The sequence below is a fragment of the Pseudomonas sp. 37 R 15 genome (assembly GCF_900004865.1).
GTDB lineage: Bacteria > Pseudomonadota > Gammaproteobacteria > Pseudomonadales > Pseudomonadaceae > Aquipseudomonas > Aquipseudomonas fluorescens_AM.
Window position 1 is genome coordinate 61,583 of the sequence record NZ_CVTV01000053.1, and the last position, 17,598, is coordinate 79,180.

10 protein-coding genes are annotated in these 17,598 nt (G+C 56.3%); 8 read left to right on the forward strand and 2 right to left on the reverse strand.

Going from position 1 to position 17,598, the window contains the following annotated elements; all coding sequences use genetic code 11:
• The first annotated feature begins 134 nt into the window (after positions 1 to 134).
• The 6 genes from BFQ04_RS28760 (at position 135) to BFQ04_RS28770 (ending at position 12,429) form a co-directional block, all read left to right on the forward strand.
• On the forward strand, positions 135 to 809 hold the full coding sequence (locus BFQ04_RS28760) for a hypothetical protein (protein WP_083217924.1): 675 nt from the start codon (positions 135 to 137) through the stop codon (positions 807 to 809).
• 638 nt (positions 810 to 1,447) lie between these two features.
• Positions 1,448 to 9,421 (forward strand): two-partner secretion domain-containing protein, encoded by a 7,974-nt coding sequence (locus BFQ04_RS19835; protein ID WP_256544556.1) that lies wholly within the window; start codon positions 1,448 to 1,450, stop codon positions 9,419 to 9,421.
• On the forward strand, positions 9,394 to 9,780 hold the full coding sequence (locus tag BFQ04_RS19840; protein ID WP_083207984.1) for an SCO4402 family protein: 387 nt from the start codon (positions 9,394 to 9,396) through the stop codon (positions 9,778 to 9,780). Before BFQ04_RS19835 ends, BFQ04_RS19840 begins: the two co-directional genes overlap by 28 nt.
• A gap of 801 nt (positions 9,781 to 10,581) precedes the next feature.
• The gene (locus BFQ04_RS29415; protein WP_139111899.1) at positions 10,582 to 10,893 is read left to right on the forward strand and encodes a hypothetical protein; all 312 of its coding nucleotides are present in this window, start codon (positions 10,582 to 10,584) and stop codon (positions 10,891 to 10,893) included.
• Between the two features lie 287 nt (positions 10,894 to 11,180).
• Positions 11,181 to 11,906: a hypothetical protein gene (locus BFQ04_RS19850; protein ID WP_065949938.1), complete on the forward strand. Its 726-nt coding sequence runs from the start codon at positions 11,181 to 11,183 to the stop codon at positions 11,904 to 11,906.
• 82 nt (positions 11,907 to 11,988) lie between these two features.
• On the forward strand, positions 11,989 to 12,429 hold the full coding sequence (locus BFQ04_RS28770) for a hypothetical protein (RefSeq protein WP_083217926.1): 441 nt from the start codon (positions 11,989 to 11,991) through the stop codon (positions 12,427 to 12,429).
• Between the two features lie 73 nt (positions 12,430 to 12,502).
• Here BFQ04_RS28770 and BFQ04_RS19855 read toward each other — a convergent pair whose 3' ends face one another.
• Positions 12,503 to 12,763, reverse strand: a complete 261-nt coding sequence (locus tag BFQ04_RS19855; RefSeq protein ID WP_065949939.1) for a hypothetical protein — start codon at positions 12,761 to 12,763, stop codon at positions 12,503 to 12,505.
• A 256-nt stretch (positions 12,764 to 13,019) separates the two neighbouring features.
• Between BFQ04_RS19855 and BFQ04_RS19860 the strand changes: the two genes are divergently transcribed.
• Positions 13,020 to 13,712, forward strand: coding sequence for a hypothetical protein (locus BFQ04_RS19860; RefSeq protein ID WP_065949940.1), 693 nt, complete (start codon positions 13,020 to 13,022; stop codon positions 13,710 to 13,712).
• A gap of 109 nt (positions 13,713 to 13,821) precedes the next feature.
• Here BFQ04_RS19860 and BFQ04_RS19865 read toward each other — a convergent pair whose 3' ends face one another.
• Entirely contained in the window at positions 13,822 to 14,472 is a 651-nt protein-coding gene (locus BFQ04_RS19865) for a hypothetical protein (RefSeq protein ID WP_065949941.1), read from the reverse strand.
• Between the two features lie 446 nt (positions 14,473 to 14,918).
• On the opposite strand from BFQ04_RS19865, the gene BFQ04_RS19875 reads away from it, so the two are divergent.
• A complete protein-coding gene (locus tag BFQ04_RS19875) occupies positions 14,919 to 17,507 on the forward strand; it encodes an autotransporter family protein (protein WP_065949943.1) in 2,589 nt (862 codons plus the stop codon).
• Positions 17,508 to 17,598 lie beyond the last annotated feature (91 nt).

Genomic DNA, 17,598 nt, shown 5'->3' on the forward strand with positions numbered 1-17,598 from the left:
CACTTCATGCGGCTGATGATATTCGGTCCTCGCAGAATAGCGTTTGGAAAGGGGAAATAGGGGTCAGACCACGTTGTTGCGTTTTTTAGAGTCCAGCAAATCTGTCCCTTTTCACTGGTGAGGGTTGCACCCTAATGACTACGTATAAGCTTGAGTTTCGTCATAGGCCAAAACTTTCAGAGCCTATTGAAAAGCGGCACGAAAATTTTCTCGAAAAATTGTCAGGCTTAGGTAAGCCATGGGATTTGGCCGGTGCTGTAGAAGTTCCCGATATTGAAGGCGAGCTTGTTGTTTCTGTTTCTTTAGATAAGTTTCTCCCAAAGGGGATAAAAGGCCGAATTGCATATTCTCTTAGAAGTGAGAAATATCTAGAAGATGATGCTCAATTTGATGACTCTCTATTCATTGAGTTTTCGAATGCTGAAATTGATTATTTAGACTTATTGAAAAAAATTTTCCCTGCGTATGTAGAGGCTTTTGGTGCCTATAGAGCTTCACTGCATGATTGGTCTGTCACTAGAAGCGACTGGCCGGCAGTATTAGCTGCATGCGATGCTACAAAAAGAGACATTAACGGGAGAGATGGCGTTTTTCGTATAAATGCGGCTAATTATTTTGATGAGAAATTATGCCTTCGCGCATTTGGGAAAAGCCCTCAACAGATTATTAAGTGTCTCAAGGGGCACGTTGAGAATGCTTCGGAATTGGCTGGAGGTGTGTTGATTGTTGTTAGCTATACGTTGCTGTCAACTAGCGAGATAACTACTACTGGAGAGCGATTAAAAGAACTTTTGGTTGGGGCGAGATAGGGGGCGTACCACGCTTTTGCATTTTTTAGAGTTCAGAAAATTTGCTCTTGGGAATAGGGGTCAGACCCTGAGGGATCCCGACAAATTCACCCTTAGCTCTGCGCTTGATGTCGCACCTCATCACGCAGAGCCCGCTCCAATATTTCCAAGTATCCTCGTCCTCCAAAATCTGTGCAGAATCGCCAGTATTCCAGGCCTGGTCGCCACAATGAGAGCACTCCAGTTTAGAGACGCCCGGCCCTGTCGCAGAAGTCCCATCGACTAGTTGCGCAAAACAATAGATATCCTCCCTGAGTTTCGGCGGCTTCTCCCGAGCTCAGGTAGGCCTCCACTGACGTGGCAGCAGCTGAGTCAATCCCACTCGCCCGCTGCGCCAACGCTATTAAAACCAACCCCACCCCTAAATTCCGATAAGTGGGATCCAATTCACACATTCCCTCGCGAACTTTTCCCCCGTTCCTTGTACTAACTTATTCGGCGATCTGATGGCTAAGTAATGGCATTTTCCCGATATGGCAATAAGAGCTGACGTTCTATCTCCAGCCAGCCTGACGATCGCATGTCGACAGTAATGAGCGAGCCCCCAGCGCCGGTTACTGCTGCATGTCCTTAATGCCCGCTGCAACGAGACTACGAAAATGGATGTTCGACAATTCGCCTTCCTGGCCCGCCAACCTTCTGCTGCCCTGAAGCCGCGAAACGCATTCTTCGGCCTGCCCAAGCGCGGGCTGGCGTTGATCCTCGCCAACGCGCTGTTCTGGCAGCCGTTGCTGGCCCAGGCCGAGGGCATCGTGGTCAGTGCGCCGGGTACCACGGTGGGCGCGGCGGGCAATGGCGTGCCGGTGGTGAATATCGCCACGCCGAACGGCGCGGGTCTGTCTCATAACCAGTTCAAGGACTACAACGTCGGCCCCAACGGCGTGATCCTCAACAATGGCAACGGCCCTATGGTCAACACCCAACTGGGCGGGATCATTGTCGGCAACCCCAACCTCAAGGGCGGCGCGGCCAACGTCATCCTCAACGAAGTCAACGGCGGCAGCGCCAGTCAGTTGCGCGGTTATACCGAAGTGGCGGGGCAGTCGGCCAAGGTCATCGTGGCCAACCCGTACGGTGTGACGTGCAGCGGTTGCGGCTTTATCAATACGCCCAACGTGACCCTGACCACGGGTAAGCCGGTCATCGACCCGACCGGCCAGTTGAAAAGCTACCAGGTCGATGGCGGTGCCGTGACCATCGACGGCGAAGGCTTGAACGCCAGCAACGTCGAGCGCTTCGACATCATCACCCGCTCGGCCAAGATCAACGCACAAATCAACGCCCGCGAACTCAACGTGATCGCCGGGCGTAACGACGTCGATGCGCAAAGCCTGAAAACCAACGTGCGCGCTGACGACGGCAGCGCCAAGCCGGAGCTGGCGATTGACTCGTCGGCCCTGGGCGGCATGTATGCCGGCGCGATCAAGCTGGTGGGCACCGAGGCCGGTGTGGGCGTGAAGCTCGACGGTACGCTCGCAGCCAGTGGTGGCGATATCCAGCTCGACGCCAACGGCCGCCTGAGCATGGCGCAGGCGGCGGCCACCGGTAACGTCAAGGTCAGCGCACAGACCGTCGACCTCACCGACAAGGTCTACGCCAACGGCAACGTGCGACTGAGCAGCGCCCAGGCCCTGGTCAACCGCAAGAGCATTGCCGCCGGCCAGCGCATCGAGATCAACGCGACCAGCGTGAACAACCCCGGCATCATCGAAGCCGGCGTCGCTGCCGATAACACCCGCAACACCACCGGCGATCTGGTGGTGAGCGCGCAAACCGTCACCACCAGCGGCGACCTGCTGGCCAGCCGAGGCCTGGCGATTACCGCCGCGCAAGCGCTGACCAACCAGGGCGCGATCATCCAGGCCAAGAACATCGAGGTCAGCAGCGCCAAGCTCACCAACCAGGGCGCCACCGCGCGCCTGTTCGGCGAGCAGAGCCTGGTGATCAGCTCGCCGGCCATCGTCAACCTCGGTGGCCTGATCCGCTTCGGCGAAGGCCAGGCCGCCACGCTCAACAGCGCCTCCCTGGACAACCGCCAGGGCCGTATCGAAATGGCCGGCGGCAGCCTCGCGCTGACCAGCGCCGACCTGAACAACAGCGGCGGGCAAGTCATCGCCAACGACCTGAGCGTCAACGCCGGCAACCTGAACAACCAGAACGGCGTACTGGTAGCCAAAACCGCGACCGTCAATGCCAGCGACCTCGACAACAGCCTCAAGGGCCTGATCCAGGCTGACGGCGGCGCGCTCAACCTGGCCGTCGCCAACACCTTCAACAACAACCAGGGTTTCGCCCAGGCCAGCACCGACCTAAACGTTACGGCCGGCACCCTCAGCAGCAACGCAGACGGCGTACTGAGCGCCGACACCGGCAAGCTCACGCTGGCCGCCGCGCAACAGCTCAACAACGCCCAGGGCCGCTTGCAGGCCGGGCAGGGCGATATCGAACTGCACGCCGCCCACCTGGATAACCAGAGCGGCGTGATTGTCGGCAAGCAACTGCTGCTCGACGTGGCCGGCGGCGACATCGACAACCGTGCCGGGCGCGTGTTGGGCGACCGCCTCGACCTACGCGCTTCCGGCCTCGACAACCGCAATGCCGGCCTGCTGGCCGGTGGCGCCCAGGGCGTAAGCCTGCTGCTCAAAGGCCCGGGCCAGTTGCTCAACGCCCAGGGCCGCATCCAGAGCGAAGGCCTGCTGCAACTGCAGGGCGAGCGCTTGGACAACAGCGCCGGCATCCTGCTGGGCCAGACCGTCGACGTCACCGCGCAGACCTTCACCAACAGCAACAAAGGCGCGCTGGTCAGCGATGGCGGCGACGTGGTGCTCAAGGTCAGCGACCTGCTCACCAACGCCGGCGGCCAGATCGACGCGGGCGAACGCAGCGTGCTGGTCAAGCAACTCACCACCCTCAACAACGACGGCGGCACCCTGCGCGGCAAGCGCCTGGACATCGCCGCGCAGCAGCTGAACAACGACAACGGCCAGCTGCTGGCCGGTGCCGAAGGCGTGACCTACAGCGGCCAGGACCTGAGCAACCGCAAGGGCCTGATCCTCAGCAGCGGCGCCCCCACCGTGCTCACCACCACCAGCCTGCACAACCAGGGCGGCACCGTGCAGGGCGACAGCCTGAGCGTCACCGCCAACAGCGTCGATAACGGCAGCGGCGGGCTGATGGCAAGCCTGGTCGGCAACCTGCAATTGACCGTCGAAGCCCTAGCCAACCGTGGCGGCAAACTGTTCGGCAAAGAACACGTGACCGTCAGCGGCGCCACCCTTGACAACAGCGCGGGCGGCCAGGTCAGCGGCAATCAGATCAGCCTGACCTCACGCGACACCCTCGCCAACCAGGGCGGCCTGATCGAAGCCAACCAGGGCCTGACCCTCACCGGCGGCAACCTGGATAACAGCGCCAGCGGGCAACTGCGTGCGCTGGGCGGCACCAGCAGCAGCGTCAACCTCAGCGGTGCGTTGAACAACCAGAACGGCACCCTCGAATTCGGCAGCCAGGCCTTCAGCCTTGACGCCGCCAGCCTCAACAACCAGAACGGCATGCTGCAACACGCCGGCACCGGCCTGTTCCACCTCAACACCGCCAGCCTCTCCGGCAGCCAGGGCAATATCCAGGGCATGGGCAGCGCCGACTGGGCCTTCGGCAACGTCGACGGCCTGGGCCGCGTGCAACTCAACGATGTGCTCACCTACAACAGCGATCAGGCGCTGGCCCTCAAGGCCGGCGACCGCATGGCCAGCGCCAAGGGCTTGATCCTCAACGTGGCGAGCCTGAACAACGGCGGCGAACTGCTCAGCGACGGTGACATCAGCATCACCACCGGCGATATGAACAACAGCGGCCGCGTCTCGGCCCTGCAAACACTCACCGTCGCCGCCAACAACCTCAGCCAGAACGGCGGCCGCCTGGCCGCCACCAATACCCGCCTGACCCTGGGCGGCACCCTGGACAACCTCGGCTTCCTCACCGCCCGCCAGCAACTGGATATCGCCGCCGCGCAAATCAACAACCGTGGCACCCTCGGTGCCCAGGGCGCGGTGAACCTCACGGCGGTCAACGGCATTACCAATGCCGCCGATTCGCTGCTGTTCAGCGGCGGCGACATGACCTTGCGCGGTAACAGCTTCAGCAACCTTTACGGTGATGCCTACAGCAAGGGCAGCCTGACCTTTTCCGCCGTCAATGGCGGGCGCGCGGCAGGTTTCAGTAACCTTTCGGGTACTGTGGAAAGCGAAGGCAATATCGGCATCAATGCCGCATTCGTGGAAAACGCCAAGGCAGCGTTCGAACTGGGCCAGACACTGACCACTGGTCGTATAGAGTGGGTGTGTGGCCAGCATTGCGGCGGCCATGACTCGTTCAAGCGCGGGCAAATCAACATCTACCAGACCTACCTTGAGTCGGCGATCAAGGACTCGGCGCCTGCTCGCCTGGTCTCCGGCAAAGACCTGGTCATCCAGGGCGACAACGTTCAGAACCGCTACAGCCTGTTGGCTGCCAATGGCAACCTGAGCATCAGCGCCAATGACCTGCTCAATCAAGGCGCGGGCAGCCGCACCGGCCAAAACACCATCGTCGTGGGGACTCCCAAAAGGATCGACATCGACTACTGGGACCAGATGGAGTTTCGCGACATCCCAGCGTTCAACGCCGCCGTCGCTGCGGGCAACTTCGATCTGGCGCGGTTTGAAGCGCTCAAGGCGCGGTCTTCCGATGACCGTTTTGCCGAGGTCAGTAATGTCACCACTTGGACTGACAACGGTGGCCCAGGCTACGCGGCCACGCTGCAAGCCGGCGGCACGGTCAACCTCAACGTTGCTCGCACCCTGCAAAACGGCACCCTGCACGAAAACACCTTGGCGCAACTCACCGGCCGACTCGGCGACGACCAGACCGGCATCCCCGTCGGCGGCATCAACATCAACCTGAGCAAACACGCCAACGACCCGAGCGCCCAGGCCCCCGGCAGCGTCTTGCCCGTCGTGGGCGTGGCCCCCGGCGGCGGCTTCGTGCCGGTGGACTACACCGGCACCGCCTTCGCCCCGGTCGACCCCACCACCTCGCCCACCTTCCAACTGCCCAAGGGCGAGTACGGCCTGTTCGTCAAGAACGCCGACCCCACCAGCCACTACCTGATCGAGACCAACCCCGAATTCACCTCGGTGTCCGGTTTCTTCAGCTCCGACTACATGCTCGGCAAACTCGGCTTCAACGCCGACAACGCCTGGCGCCGCCTCGGTGACGGCCAGTACGAAACCCGCCTGATCCGCGACGCCGTCCTCGCGCAAACCGGCCAACGCTTCCTCGCCGGCGGCCTGTACAGCGACGCCGACCAGTTCCGCTACCTGATGGACAACGCGCTGGCCAGCAAAGACGCCCTGCGCCTGAGCCTCGGCGTGGCCCTCACCGGCCAGCAAGTCGGCGCCCTGACCCACGACATCGTGTGGATGGAAAACCGCGTCATCGACGGCCAGACCGTGCTCGTGCCGGTGCTCTACCTGGCCCAGGCCGACTCGCGCAACGTGCGCGGCAACAGCCTGATCCAGGGCCGCGACCTCAACCTCGTCACCGGCGGCGACCTGATCAACGTCGGCACCCTGCGCGCCAGCAACAACCTTACCGCCATCAGCAGCGGCAGTATCTACACCGGCGGCCTGGTCGAGGCCGGCAACAACCTGAGCCTGCTGGCCCAGGACAGCATCCGCAACGCCATGGCCGGCGAAATTCGCGGCAAGCAAGTCAGCCTCACGGCCCTCAAAGGCGACGTCACCAACGACACCACCGCCATCCAGGTGCGTGACGGCGTCGGCATGCGCACCCTCACCGACACCAGCGCCGGCACCATCGTCGCCCGCGAAAACCTCGCCATCGACGCCGGCCGCGACCTCACCAACCGAGGCGCGCTGGTAGCGGGCAACGACGCCAACCTCACCGCCGGCCGCGACCTCAATTTAGTCGCCGCCAGTGATACTCGCGTGAAGCACGAATTCAGCGACGGCGGGCACAAATCCAGCATCACCACCGACGTCAAAAACCTCGCCGCCAGCGTCACGGCGGGCGGCAACCTCAACCTGCAGGCCGGGCAAGACGTCAACATCATCGGCAGCACCGCCACCGCCGGCAAAGACCTCAACATCGCCGCCGGCCGCGACCTCAACGTTGCCTCGGTCAGCGACATGCACAACGTCGAAGGCAAGGAAAAACACGGCAAAAAACGCATCAAGACCTCGGACGACCAGACCACCCAAGTGGCAAGCGTGCTGACGGCGGGTGGGGATTTTGTCAGCCAGGCTGGGCGTGATACCACGATTGTGGCGAGCAGGATCAGTGCGGGGAATGAGGCTTATCTGTATAGCGGGGATAAGTTGAGTTTGTTGGCGGCTGAGAACAGTACGCATACGTTGTATGACATGAAGAAAAACAGCGGCTGGGGTTCCAAGAAAACCCAGCGCGACGAGGTCACTCGTATTACTAACGTCGGTACTGAAATCAAGACCGGCGGCGACCTGATACTCAAGAGTGAAGGAGATCAGACCTATCAACTTGCCAAGCTTCAAAGCGGCAATGACATCACTCTGGACAGTGGTGGCGCGATTACTTTTGAAGCGGTCAAAGACCTGCATCAGGAGAGCCATGAGAAGAGCAATAACAACGCGTTTTGGGTTTCTTCCAAGGGCAAGGGCAACACCGACGAGACCGTCCGCCAGAGTCAGCTGATCGCCGAAGGCAATGTGGCAATCAAAGCTGTCGCCGGTTTGAAGATCGACATTAACCAAGTCAATCAGGAGACAGTCAGCCAGTCCATTGATGCGATGGTTAAGGCCGATCCACAGTTGGCTTGGATCAAGGATGCCGAGAAGCGTGGCGATGTGGACTGGAGGCAGGTCAAGGAAATCCACGACAGCTTCAAGTACAGCAACTCGGGCCTGGGGCCTGCTTCGCAGATCATTATTGCGATTGTGATGGCGGCAGTGGTTGGGCCTCTAGCGGCAGTCGCGGCAGGTGGTGGCACTGTGGGCGCTGTCGCTGGTGCTGTAGCGGCGGGCGCGTCTACGAACGCGACTGTCAGCGTAGTCAACAATCGGGGCAACCTTGGCGCTGTGCTCAAGGATGTTACTTCTTCGGATGCTATGAAGGGGTATGTCATTGCCGGCGCTACAGCAGGTCTGACGGCGGAATATTTTGGTGATTGGACTGGAACCGAGACAAACACGGCAACTGGGAAAATCACAACGCCAGGAATACTGAATAGCTGGCGGGGTGTCGGCCAATTTGCGGCTAACCAAACGCTGCAAAGTGGTACTTCCATGTTGTTGAGCAAAGCACTCGGGCAAGGTGGTAGTGCCAGCGATGCGCTTAAAAATGCGTTGTTTAATACTTTGGCGGCAGCCAGTTTCAATTTGTTGGGTAATTACACGAAAAATGTGTTCGCAGATGGTTCGGCACCAAAGGTCGCGATTCATGCCATGGTAGGCGGGCTGTTAGCGGAGGCCACTGGTGGAGACTTTAAAACCGGCGCATTGGCAGCAGGTGCGAGTGAGGCTCTAGTCACTCATCTCGATTCCTTGGTCAAAGGCGACGATGACTTGCTTACGATGAGTTCGCAAATCGTCGGTGTGCTAGCTGCTGCAGCGCAAGGGGATGTCGATGCGTCCAAGCTGGAGAAGGGCAGTTGGGTCGCTCAGAACGGAACGCAATACAACTATCTAAACCACAATCAGCTTGAAAGAGCCGCCAAGAAAATAGCCGCGTGCACGGATACCTCCTGCATTGAAGACACCACTCGTAAATTTAAAGAGTTGAGTCTTCAGCAGGATATTGAAGCGATAGCGGGCTGTAAGGCTGATCCTTCGACTTGCGCGGCACGGTCGAAAGAAGTCGCCAATACCATGGCAGACCTGAACCCCATCAAAGATATTGTGGAATATGGCTCGCCGAAGGCTCGAGAAGCAGTACAGAACCTAATTAATTCAAACTTTGAATTCCAGGAGATGTTAGCAACAGCGACGACTGAGCATACTGTAGGAGCTATGGTCGATACGCTTAAAGCGAAATGGAACCTTAGTGATGCGCAGGCGCAAGAGATCACCAACGATTTGAAAATCGCTCTTGCGGTTGGCTTAGGTACAGCCGCTGGAGCCTTGGCATACAAACGCGCGGTTGCTAGCGCAGGAAAAGATGCTCCGACGAAAAATCATAATCCTACGAGTGCCAAGACAGACTCTGAACCAACGCAGAGCGAATTGCCGAAAATTTGGGATGTTCCAGACACCACGATTGCCAAATTTCCAGATACTTGGGCAGTAACGCCAAATAAGAAGGGGGTAGGATTTAGATGGCAAGATCCAAAAAATCAAGGTAATGGCGTACGGATAGATAAGGGCGAACCTGATATTAGCCAGCCTACTCAGCAAGTGGATCATGTTATTGTGAGGTCCAATGGCCGGGTGATAGGTAGGGACGGCAAGCCTGTTAGTGGATCGATTAAGGAACATGCGGAACAAGTCCATATACCTCTGAGCGAATATAAGAAATGGAAAAATTGGAACTCTCCGAACTGAAATTTCCTAGTATGAGAGAGGAGCTTATCTCATACTTGAGTGGGTTGTCTGACCTTGACTATCAGTACCAGGCTTGGGTAGAGAGGTCATCGCCGAGTTTAGATTATGACGAGTTTAATTACACAGTACATTTTTTATACGATGATACGAGTTTGGCTGAAAACGCTTCCGACTGGATAGGTTTGGTCCTCAGGGATGAAAAAGAAGCAAGGTCCATTGAAAACGTGGTAAGTGCTCTTAATGTGATTTTTGATAAATATGGCACTGAACTTTCTGATAGGGAATATTTGGAGAAAAATGAGTGGTTGTGGGTGGTTAATGCATCTAAGGACGCTCTAAGTATTCTGCTTTCAAAGTAGATTTATCTTCCTCCTTATTTTATATCGCCCGTTCATCGCTAAACGCTTATAGACCGTGAAGCGTGGGGGCGTGGCAGTGTGGAGGAATTTCGAAACTATCACAGCTTTCACTGAGGGGAATACTCATGCGTATACACCTCAGGAAGAATAGTGGGCTGCCCCCTATTTTTCGCTGACAAAGGTGCAAAAAAATTGCCACTTGACGTGCCCAGTATTAGTGGTGGTGTAGATGTCTTGGATTATAAGTCTAGGGTTGAGTTTGGTTGTAAGTTACTAGGCTATGGTGTCAGTCAAGGGTGTAAACCATGACGTTGAATACATATCCCCGAATAAAAGTTTTTTTCGCATTCATGTTGTGCCCCTTTTTTTCGGGGGTGGCCGCTGTGCCCTTAATGTTGATTTCGATATTGATAACGGTGTTTAAGAACTCATCATTAATTGGGGAGGTGAGAGGGGGTGAGGTTTTTTCGTTATTTATTACCATTCCCTTAATGGCGCAGTTGATTTTTTTCTTCCTGCATTAGTTTTTTCTCTAATGTTGGTTTTTGTAAAGCCTGTGGGCAGTTTTAAAGTGTACTTAATGATTTCAGTTGTCGGCGCAGTTGTTTCTACTGCATGGATGTTTGGTGTGGTTTTTTTCTTCATAAGTGAGGTTGAAAATTATCATGTGATGAGAAATATGTTTCCCGTGTTTTTGAGTTTTTTGTTAGGCGGAATCTCTACTTGGGCTGCTGCTTACTGGTGCCTCCCTAAAATAAAAAAATAACTAGAGTGGTTAATAAATGTCTTGGGGTTGAATGAATGGATGAGTCGTTGACAACTGTAACTAGAAGAATTAACTCTGAAGGAAAAGTCGAGTGTCATTTAGGCTTTTCTTCTGATTGGGATGGTTTTGACTCGATTGTAAAATATTTAAAAAAATATTGGCAGGCAAACCCAGTTCAATTTGCTGAAAATATTTATTCTCGACGTTGGGTATTGATATGTAATGGGGTCGCGTTAACTGTTTATCACGACAGTCAGATAGGGAATTATTTAGTTGTGGAAAATGGTGAAGATAAGGATAACTTGCTCGGTCAGATCGAGGCGGATTTGATTGAGCGGTTCCGTTGAATGCTAGCCAGTAACTTTTCTACCTTTTCATCTCCATAGAAAATTGCTTGAAAAGAGCGGGCGAGAGAGGGGGGCATTTTAATTCGAGATAGCAGTGAAAAGTCTATTAATAAATTTGTGCGCTTTTCTGTTGCAAAGCTCGAAAATTACTGTAGATGGTATCGTAGCGACGAAGATTCTGGATATCCGAGTTCAGCCTGGCGGGTTGTCTGATTCGAGTAAAATTATAGAGTATGGTAAGCAATGGAATATTACTGTCATCATTAAAGAATTTGGCAGCTAATCATATGTTTGAGGTTGAAATTGTTTTTAGTGAGGGCTTGTACGATAGCTCTCCAGCTGTATGGACGCGTTTAGAGCAACAACTCAATGACTTTAAAGGCTCCGAGGTGAACGATGGATTCACCGGTGAAAAAATGTTGCTTGCCAAAGTTTCGCACTACTTGAAACAGAATAAGATCAAGAGTTTTTTTGTTGAGTTAGCTGGTGGCTCTGTAGAATTTTCGCTTGTGGCGGATAAAGAACTGTGCCGATTAGATATAAAGAATATCGCAAATTCTCTTGAGATGGCGCACTCGTTGATTGCTGCATTAATAGATGAGCCAGCTTTCGTTCAGGCTCGAGTTTACGATGCTGAATATGATCGGTGGCAAAATGCCGAGAATATCAAACTCTTCGAAGTGGCCCATGTTGAGCACTCCCATCTGCCTAAAAAAAGCAATGGATTACCCTTTCCGCTTACCCAAGAGATTGTAGATATATCAAATAATCCTGGGCGCTGGGTTTTGAGGAAAGGTTATATAGAGGCTGTCGGTTCGCCAATGTGGGTTAGTAAGTCTTTGCTTAACTCATTAGGTGTTGACGAAAAAGAGTTAATGAATGTCGACGGGTTTTTCGTGGAAGATTTGGGTGATGTTTTGAAGATTGTTGCCTGCGAGCACTGTTTCACAGCTGATGTAGGAATCCAGGCTGAGAGGCAAGTCATGCTGAGAAAAATTTTATTTAAAGTGTGAGGGCTAGAGCCGCGCAATGAAAGCCGACTGAATAAGGGCCATAGAGACAGTAGAGAAGCGAATCAAATAGTGATGGAAAGTTATGTTGGATAAACAAGTATACGAACTAACGATTGATGATCTTGATAGTTGTGGTGTTTGGTTTTTTCCGATGGGCGACACCGCGGAGGATGAATTAACTGTACGCCGCGCCGAACAGGAAACGTGCTCAGACTTTCAGATTATCGTTCGAGCTGATTTTTTTGGTGAAAGGGGCTCTGTTTATCGCGGTTATTTGTATTGGGACACCAATTCAGCAATTGAATACTTAAAGCCTGTTGTATTGTCTGATAAGGGAGATGCCGTAAGTTTTTGGAACGGGATAGTAACTCCTGCGTGGGAAAGTTCGGAGTTCGCCGGTTCGATTAGATCCGAGTTGCCTATTTCTTATGCCTCAGAACCGGTGTTTGGCCTTTCTTCCATTTGCGGAAAACTGCAGGGGCTTTATTATCTTTCTGGTGATCACGTTTGCTGCGTGAAATGACAAAAAAAGTGGACTGATTTATTTAGTTGGATTGCTCACGCACAAAGCTGGCGACACAAAGGCCGCCCAATTTTCACTCAGGACGGATCGGCATAAGCCTGCGACCGATGACATCCAGCAAATCGCACCCATCGCGCAGCGGAATGGCCAGCAAGTGGGCGAAGTCTGAAAGTACTACCGCATCGCTGCTGAGGTGTTCGCGGAAGGCCAGGTTTTCCAGCAGTTGGGTGACGGCCCGAATGCGGTGCACGGCGGCGTCGTGAAGGACGTCGCGAGGTGCCTGGGTGTCGATGATCAAGGCTGGGATGGTGCAGTCGTGGCCGGTTAGGGGCATGTATCGATTCATCATTAAGCTCTCTGGATTATTGAGGGCTCGTTCTTCGGGTCGCCAAACCCGGTCGCCTTTTGGGCGACCGCCGGACTATAAGCCGCACCACCAAACCCACGCAAGGCATCAAAATGCTGCCCCGTCGAAGAGTGCCACCACGACTCCTAATGTCTTCCCACTCATTGCCGACATACTGCCGACGAGCAAACGCATCACTAATACGCCAATCCATAAGCCCCACCCCAAACATTAAAGGACCAATGTGAAAAACCTCCTCCTGATCCTCTTCACCACCCTCATCCTGGGCGGTTGCGTCAGCCACCCCCTCACTCCCGAAAACCGTGCCCAGATCAAGACCGTCAACGTTCTGCCCGTGAAGTGGGAAAAGAACATGGTGTACTTCGGCCGCGAGCAGGCTTGGGGCGCTGCCCTGGGTGCCGGGCTGGGTGCGGGTGCCGGCATGGCCAGCGGGGCGTCCAAGGTCGGCACTGCGGCGTTGAGCGGGGCCGGGTTTGCGGCCGGGATGAAGCTTGGGCAGTTGGCCGAGATGCCGACGCCGGTGGCCATCCTGACGGTGATGGAGGCGGAAAAACTCGATGTAGGCGTGTTGCTCAAGCAGGGCTTTGTGGATGCGCTGGGCAAGACTTCGACACTGAAGGTGGTCGGCGACGATGAACCGGCCGATGCGCAGATCCAGTTGACCGTGTCCGAGTGGGGCTTTCGCCTGACCCAGGGTTTCAGCAGCGTGATTTACCCGACCCTCAGCGTGGTGGCGCAGATGAATCGCGGCGATGAAATGATCTGGCGCACCTTTGAAACGGTGACGCCATTCAATGGCCAGAACGTTTATGGCTACACGCCGCTCACCTATCGCACAGACCCTGAAGCCTTGCGTCGGGCGTTGACCGGGATCACGCAGATTTCCGCGCAGTATCTGGTTAGGGAGCTCAAGTAAGTCTGTGCAAAGGCTTGCCGCTTTCGCAGGCAAGCCAGCTCCCACATTTGATCTTCGTTGCGTTGAGTATTGCGTTCGTTATTTCCCTTGCTGTTTCCCGCTGAGCGCCTCAGGGCGTAACGGTGGAGTAGCGTCCGTGGCCGTCGGAGCGGCAGATGTTGGTTGAGACGGGGTGGGTTTCTTGTGGGGATCCGGTGCCGCTGAGTGCCACCAGATCGATAGAGCAATTGGAGGCGTAGAAGTACGGCTTGTGAAATTCAATGCTCGCTTCGTAATCCTTCCCTGCTTGCGGGACGAACTGGACGGTGGGTGGGTAGCAGTATCCTTTATCGGTCTTATAGCCGATTTCGACCAGCACTGGCTGGTTGGCGGGAATGACGAATTCGTCGTAGCCCAGCCGGTCGGTTTTCACTGCTTCTGTATGGGCTGTGGCGGGGATGCCGATCACGCGGTTCTGGTAATCCTCGGCCTTCATATCGAGGACATTGGAGTTGCGCCAAAGGATGTAACGCTGTTTGGGATCGTAGGTACGGGTAGGAATATCACCCTGTAATCGACCATTTTCCGGATGGTTGTAGTAGGCCTCGCAGGTTTTGCCAGGTATATAGCGCGCATGCTTTTCCGGTGCGGAGTAGATGCGAATACGTGCGCTGGTAGCGGGGTCGTATTTGGCTGCTTCAGCTTCGTTACGCAGGGTGGCCTTGTCGTAGCTGCAGCCTATGAGAAGCAGTGCGCCTGCGGTGAGTATGAGCATTTTCATTGAATAACAACCCTCCCTGTCTTTTCTATCATCAGTACTGTTTGATGCGAAGACGCTTGAGCGTGCATCAATCATTTTGCTCCACTCTAAACTGCTTGCCTGCGTACTTGAGGATCAGATGCTTGCGCCAACAATGCGTCATTGCGCATTTGCGACTCAGCGCACATTTCATCTTGAACATTTTGTTTATCTCGATGTCTTTACCCCGCCCACCCGCAACCGGTCGGGCTGCATGGACTGCAGCGTTTTCAAATGACATTAAGGATTGATGTGAACCTCTCCCTATTACGGCCTCCTGTCTGCCACCGCCTGCGGTGCACTGGCTCGCGCCTGCGATTCCCAAGGACGTCGAGAGAGCCTCATTCGGATCGATTGATCCTTTCGTACAGCACACCTACTGCTGCCGGGCGTATTGGCGGCTTTGACTGTAGTTCATGGAGTTTGAAATGAAGCGCAAGCAGTTCCAGAAAAGTCTGTTGGCAATCATGGTCGGCGCAATCAGCACGCAGGTGCTGGCAGTCGAGTTCGACCTGGGTCAGGGCAAGAATATTTGGGCCAATGAGACGTTCAACGAGCCGGTCACCATTAACGGCAAGTTTTCCCGGGTGGTCGATTCCAACACCACTGATCCCGCCGGTCTCGGCTTTGTGAACACCAACATTCAAGGCTCGCTGATCAACCGCGCAGACATCACGCTGGACTCACAGGGCAAAACCATTCGCGCGATCGCCATCGACCCGATGTTCTGGTCTGGCCCTTCCAATCTGACACCCGGCACCATCACCGGGGATGTGGTTCAGGCGGGCAATATCCTGATGAACCATGGCGCCTACGAAGGGCTTGAAATCGGTGCCACGACCATCGGCGGCAGCGTTATCAACTCCGGCACCATCCGTTCCACGCCGCCGGTGAGCGCTGAGCCTTTTCCAGGCTATCTGGGCGGCGGCGAAGGCATTTACCTGCACGGCACCACCATTGCGGGCGACGTTTCCAACACCGGTGTGATCGACATGGCCGGTCCGGATGCGATTGGCTTGATCCTTGACGTCAGCGGCGACACGCCGACCACCATCGGCGGCAAGCTGCTGAACTCGGGCTCGATTATCGCCACCGGTGAAGGCGCCTGGGGCATGGAAGTGGAAACCGACACCAACCCCCTGCGTATTGAAAACAGCGGCCTGATTTCCGCCAATGGCAATGAGTCGAAGGGGCTGTTTTTTTACTCCGGCACCGTCGATTACATTCTCAACACCGGCACCATTGAAGCCAAGGGCGCGTCGGCCAATGCCTTCGACCTTTCCGGCGCCAGCTTCGCGCAGAACAGCGCCACGGGCGCACGCGGTATCGTCAACCGTGGGCTCATCGCGGCGGACGGCACGGCGATCCAGGTGGATGCGGCCAGGCAGGTCGCAGCGTTTGAAATCAACCAGCAAGCCGGCGAAATTCGCAGCAACAGCGGTATCGCCGTCGACGCCAACAACCTCGCCAGCCTGAACTGGACCGGCGGCAAAATCACCGGCGACCTGCTCAACCTCAGCGCCGTCAACATCGGCGGTCAGGCGGGTTTCAGCGGTAGCCGTATCATCGCGCCGGTGTCGGTCAACTCGGGTTCGCTGAACCTCTCGGCGCCCGGCACTGCTATCACCGGCGACCTCAATGTGGCCAGCGGCGCGGGCATTGATATGCACCTGGCCGACAGTGTGGTGCCGACCACGCCGTACCTCACCGTCAACGGCACGGCCAATCTGGCTCAAGCTTCCAAGCTGACGGTCAGCGCCAACCCGGGCGACTTCGCGGCGCCTAAAGCCGGCACGCAATACACCTTGCTGCAAGCCACCAACGTGCAGAACAACGGCGTGGCCGTCGCCAGCGCCTCGTCGTTGCTCAACGTGCTCAGCTACTCGGCCGATGCGCAGACGGTCAAGGCCGTGGTGGCGGTGAAAAGCGACCAGCAAGTTCAGCAGGAACTGGCGGGTGTCAGCGCGGGTGCGTCGGCGGCGACCGCCGTCAATGTGGTGAAAAACGAGGTGCTCGGCCAGCTCAACCAGAACGACCCGGTGTTCCAGAGCCTGGCCAACGCCGGGACTGCGCAGCAACTGGCGCAGCTCGCCGACCAGCTCACGCCTGACGTCAACCGTGGCGCCCTCGACGTGGCGCTGTCAGGGCAAACCGTGGTCAACGGCGCGATCTTCAACCGCCTCACCGACCAGCGTGAAAGCCACCAGGTCGGCGGCGTGTGGGTGCAGGGCCTGAGCAGCAACATGGACCAGGACGGCCGTGGCGGCAACAACGGTTACTCGGCCAACAGCAGCGGCATGGCGGTGGGTGTGGACGGTCGTGTGAACGACACCACCACCTTGGGCGTGGCCTACAGCTACCTCAATTCCAACATCCATTCCGACCTGGGCAACAAGACCGACGTCGAGGGCCACGCGCTGTCGCTGTACGGCAACTGGGCGCTGCAGAACTGGTTCGTGGATGGCAGCCTCAGCTACGGCCATAACGACAATGACAGCAAACGCCACGTCGCGGGCACCACGGCCAAGGGCAGTTACGACAGCAATGTGCTGTCTGCCAGCGTGATCGGCGGCTACAGCTTCAAGCCGACCCAGGCGGTGGTGATCGAGCCGCGTGTGGCCGCGCGCTATGCCAACGTGCGCATGGATGGCTACACCGAGAAAGGTTCGTCGGCGGCCTTGAGCACGTCTTCGCAGCGTTATGAAGTGGGTGAGTTGGGTGCTGGTGTGCGTTTGGCGGGCAACTTGCCGATGGGCGCGGGCAGCCTGCAACCGGAAGCGACCTTGATGGCCTACCACGACCTGATGGGCGATCGCGTGGCGCAAACCTCCAGCTTCGTGGCTGGCGGTTCGGCGTTTACCGTGACCGGCGCATCGGTGGCGCGTGACAGCTACGAGGCCAGCGTGGGCGTGAACTACCAAGTGTCTGACTTCACCGTCGGCGCCAGCTACACCCGCCAGGCGCGCAGCGGTTTTGACGCCGACGGCGTGATGCTCAAGGCCCGCTACGCCTTCTAAGCAACACCGCAAAACAACTGTGGGAGGGGCTTGCTCCCGATAGCGGTGGGTCAGTCAATGATGTGTTGGCTGGCTCGCCGCCATCGGGGGC

What these genes read in the sequence shown, in the direction of transcription:
- BFQ04_RS28760 (WP_083217924.1), top strand. Translation starts at nt 135, where the DNA reads ATGACTACGTATAAGCTTGAGTTTCGTCATAGGCCAAAACTTTCAGAG.
- BFQ04_RS19835 (WP_256544556.1), top strand. Translation starts at nt 1,448, where the DNA reads ATGGATGTTCGACAATTCGCCTTCCTGGCCCGCCAACCTTCTGCTGCC.
- BFQ04_RS19840 (WP_083207984.1), top strand. Translation starts at nt 9,394, where the DNA reads ATGGAAAAATTGGAACTCTCCGAACTGAAATTTCCTAGTATGAGAGAG.
- BFQ04_RS29415 (WP_139111899.1), top strand. Translation starts at nt 10,582, where the DNA reads ATGGATGAGTCGTTGACAACTGTAACTAGAAGAATTAACTCTGAAGGA.
- BFQ04_RS19850 (WP_065949938.1), top strand. Translation starts at nt 11,181, where the DNA reads ATGTTTGAGGTTGAAATTGTTTTTAGTGAGGGCTTGTACGATAGCTCT.
- BFQ04_RS28770 (WP_083217926.1), top strand. Translation starts at nt 11,989, where the DNA reads ATGTTGGATAAACAAGTATACGAACTAACGATTGATGATCTTGATAGT.
- BFQ04_RS19855 (WP_065949939.1), bottom strand. Translation starts at nt 12,763, where the DNA reads ATGCCCCTAACCGGCCACGACTGCACCATCCCAGCCTTGATCATCGAC.
- BFQ04_RS19865 (WP_065949941.1), bottom strand. Translation starts at nt 14,472, where the DNA reads ATGAAAATGCTCATACTCACCGCAGGCGCACTGCTTCTCATAGGCTGC.
- BFQ04_RS19875 (WP_065949943.1), top strand. Translation starts at nt 14,919, where the DNA reads ATGAAGCGCAAGCAGTTCCAGAAAAGTCTGTTGGCAATCATGGTCGGC.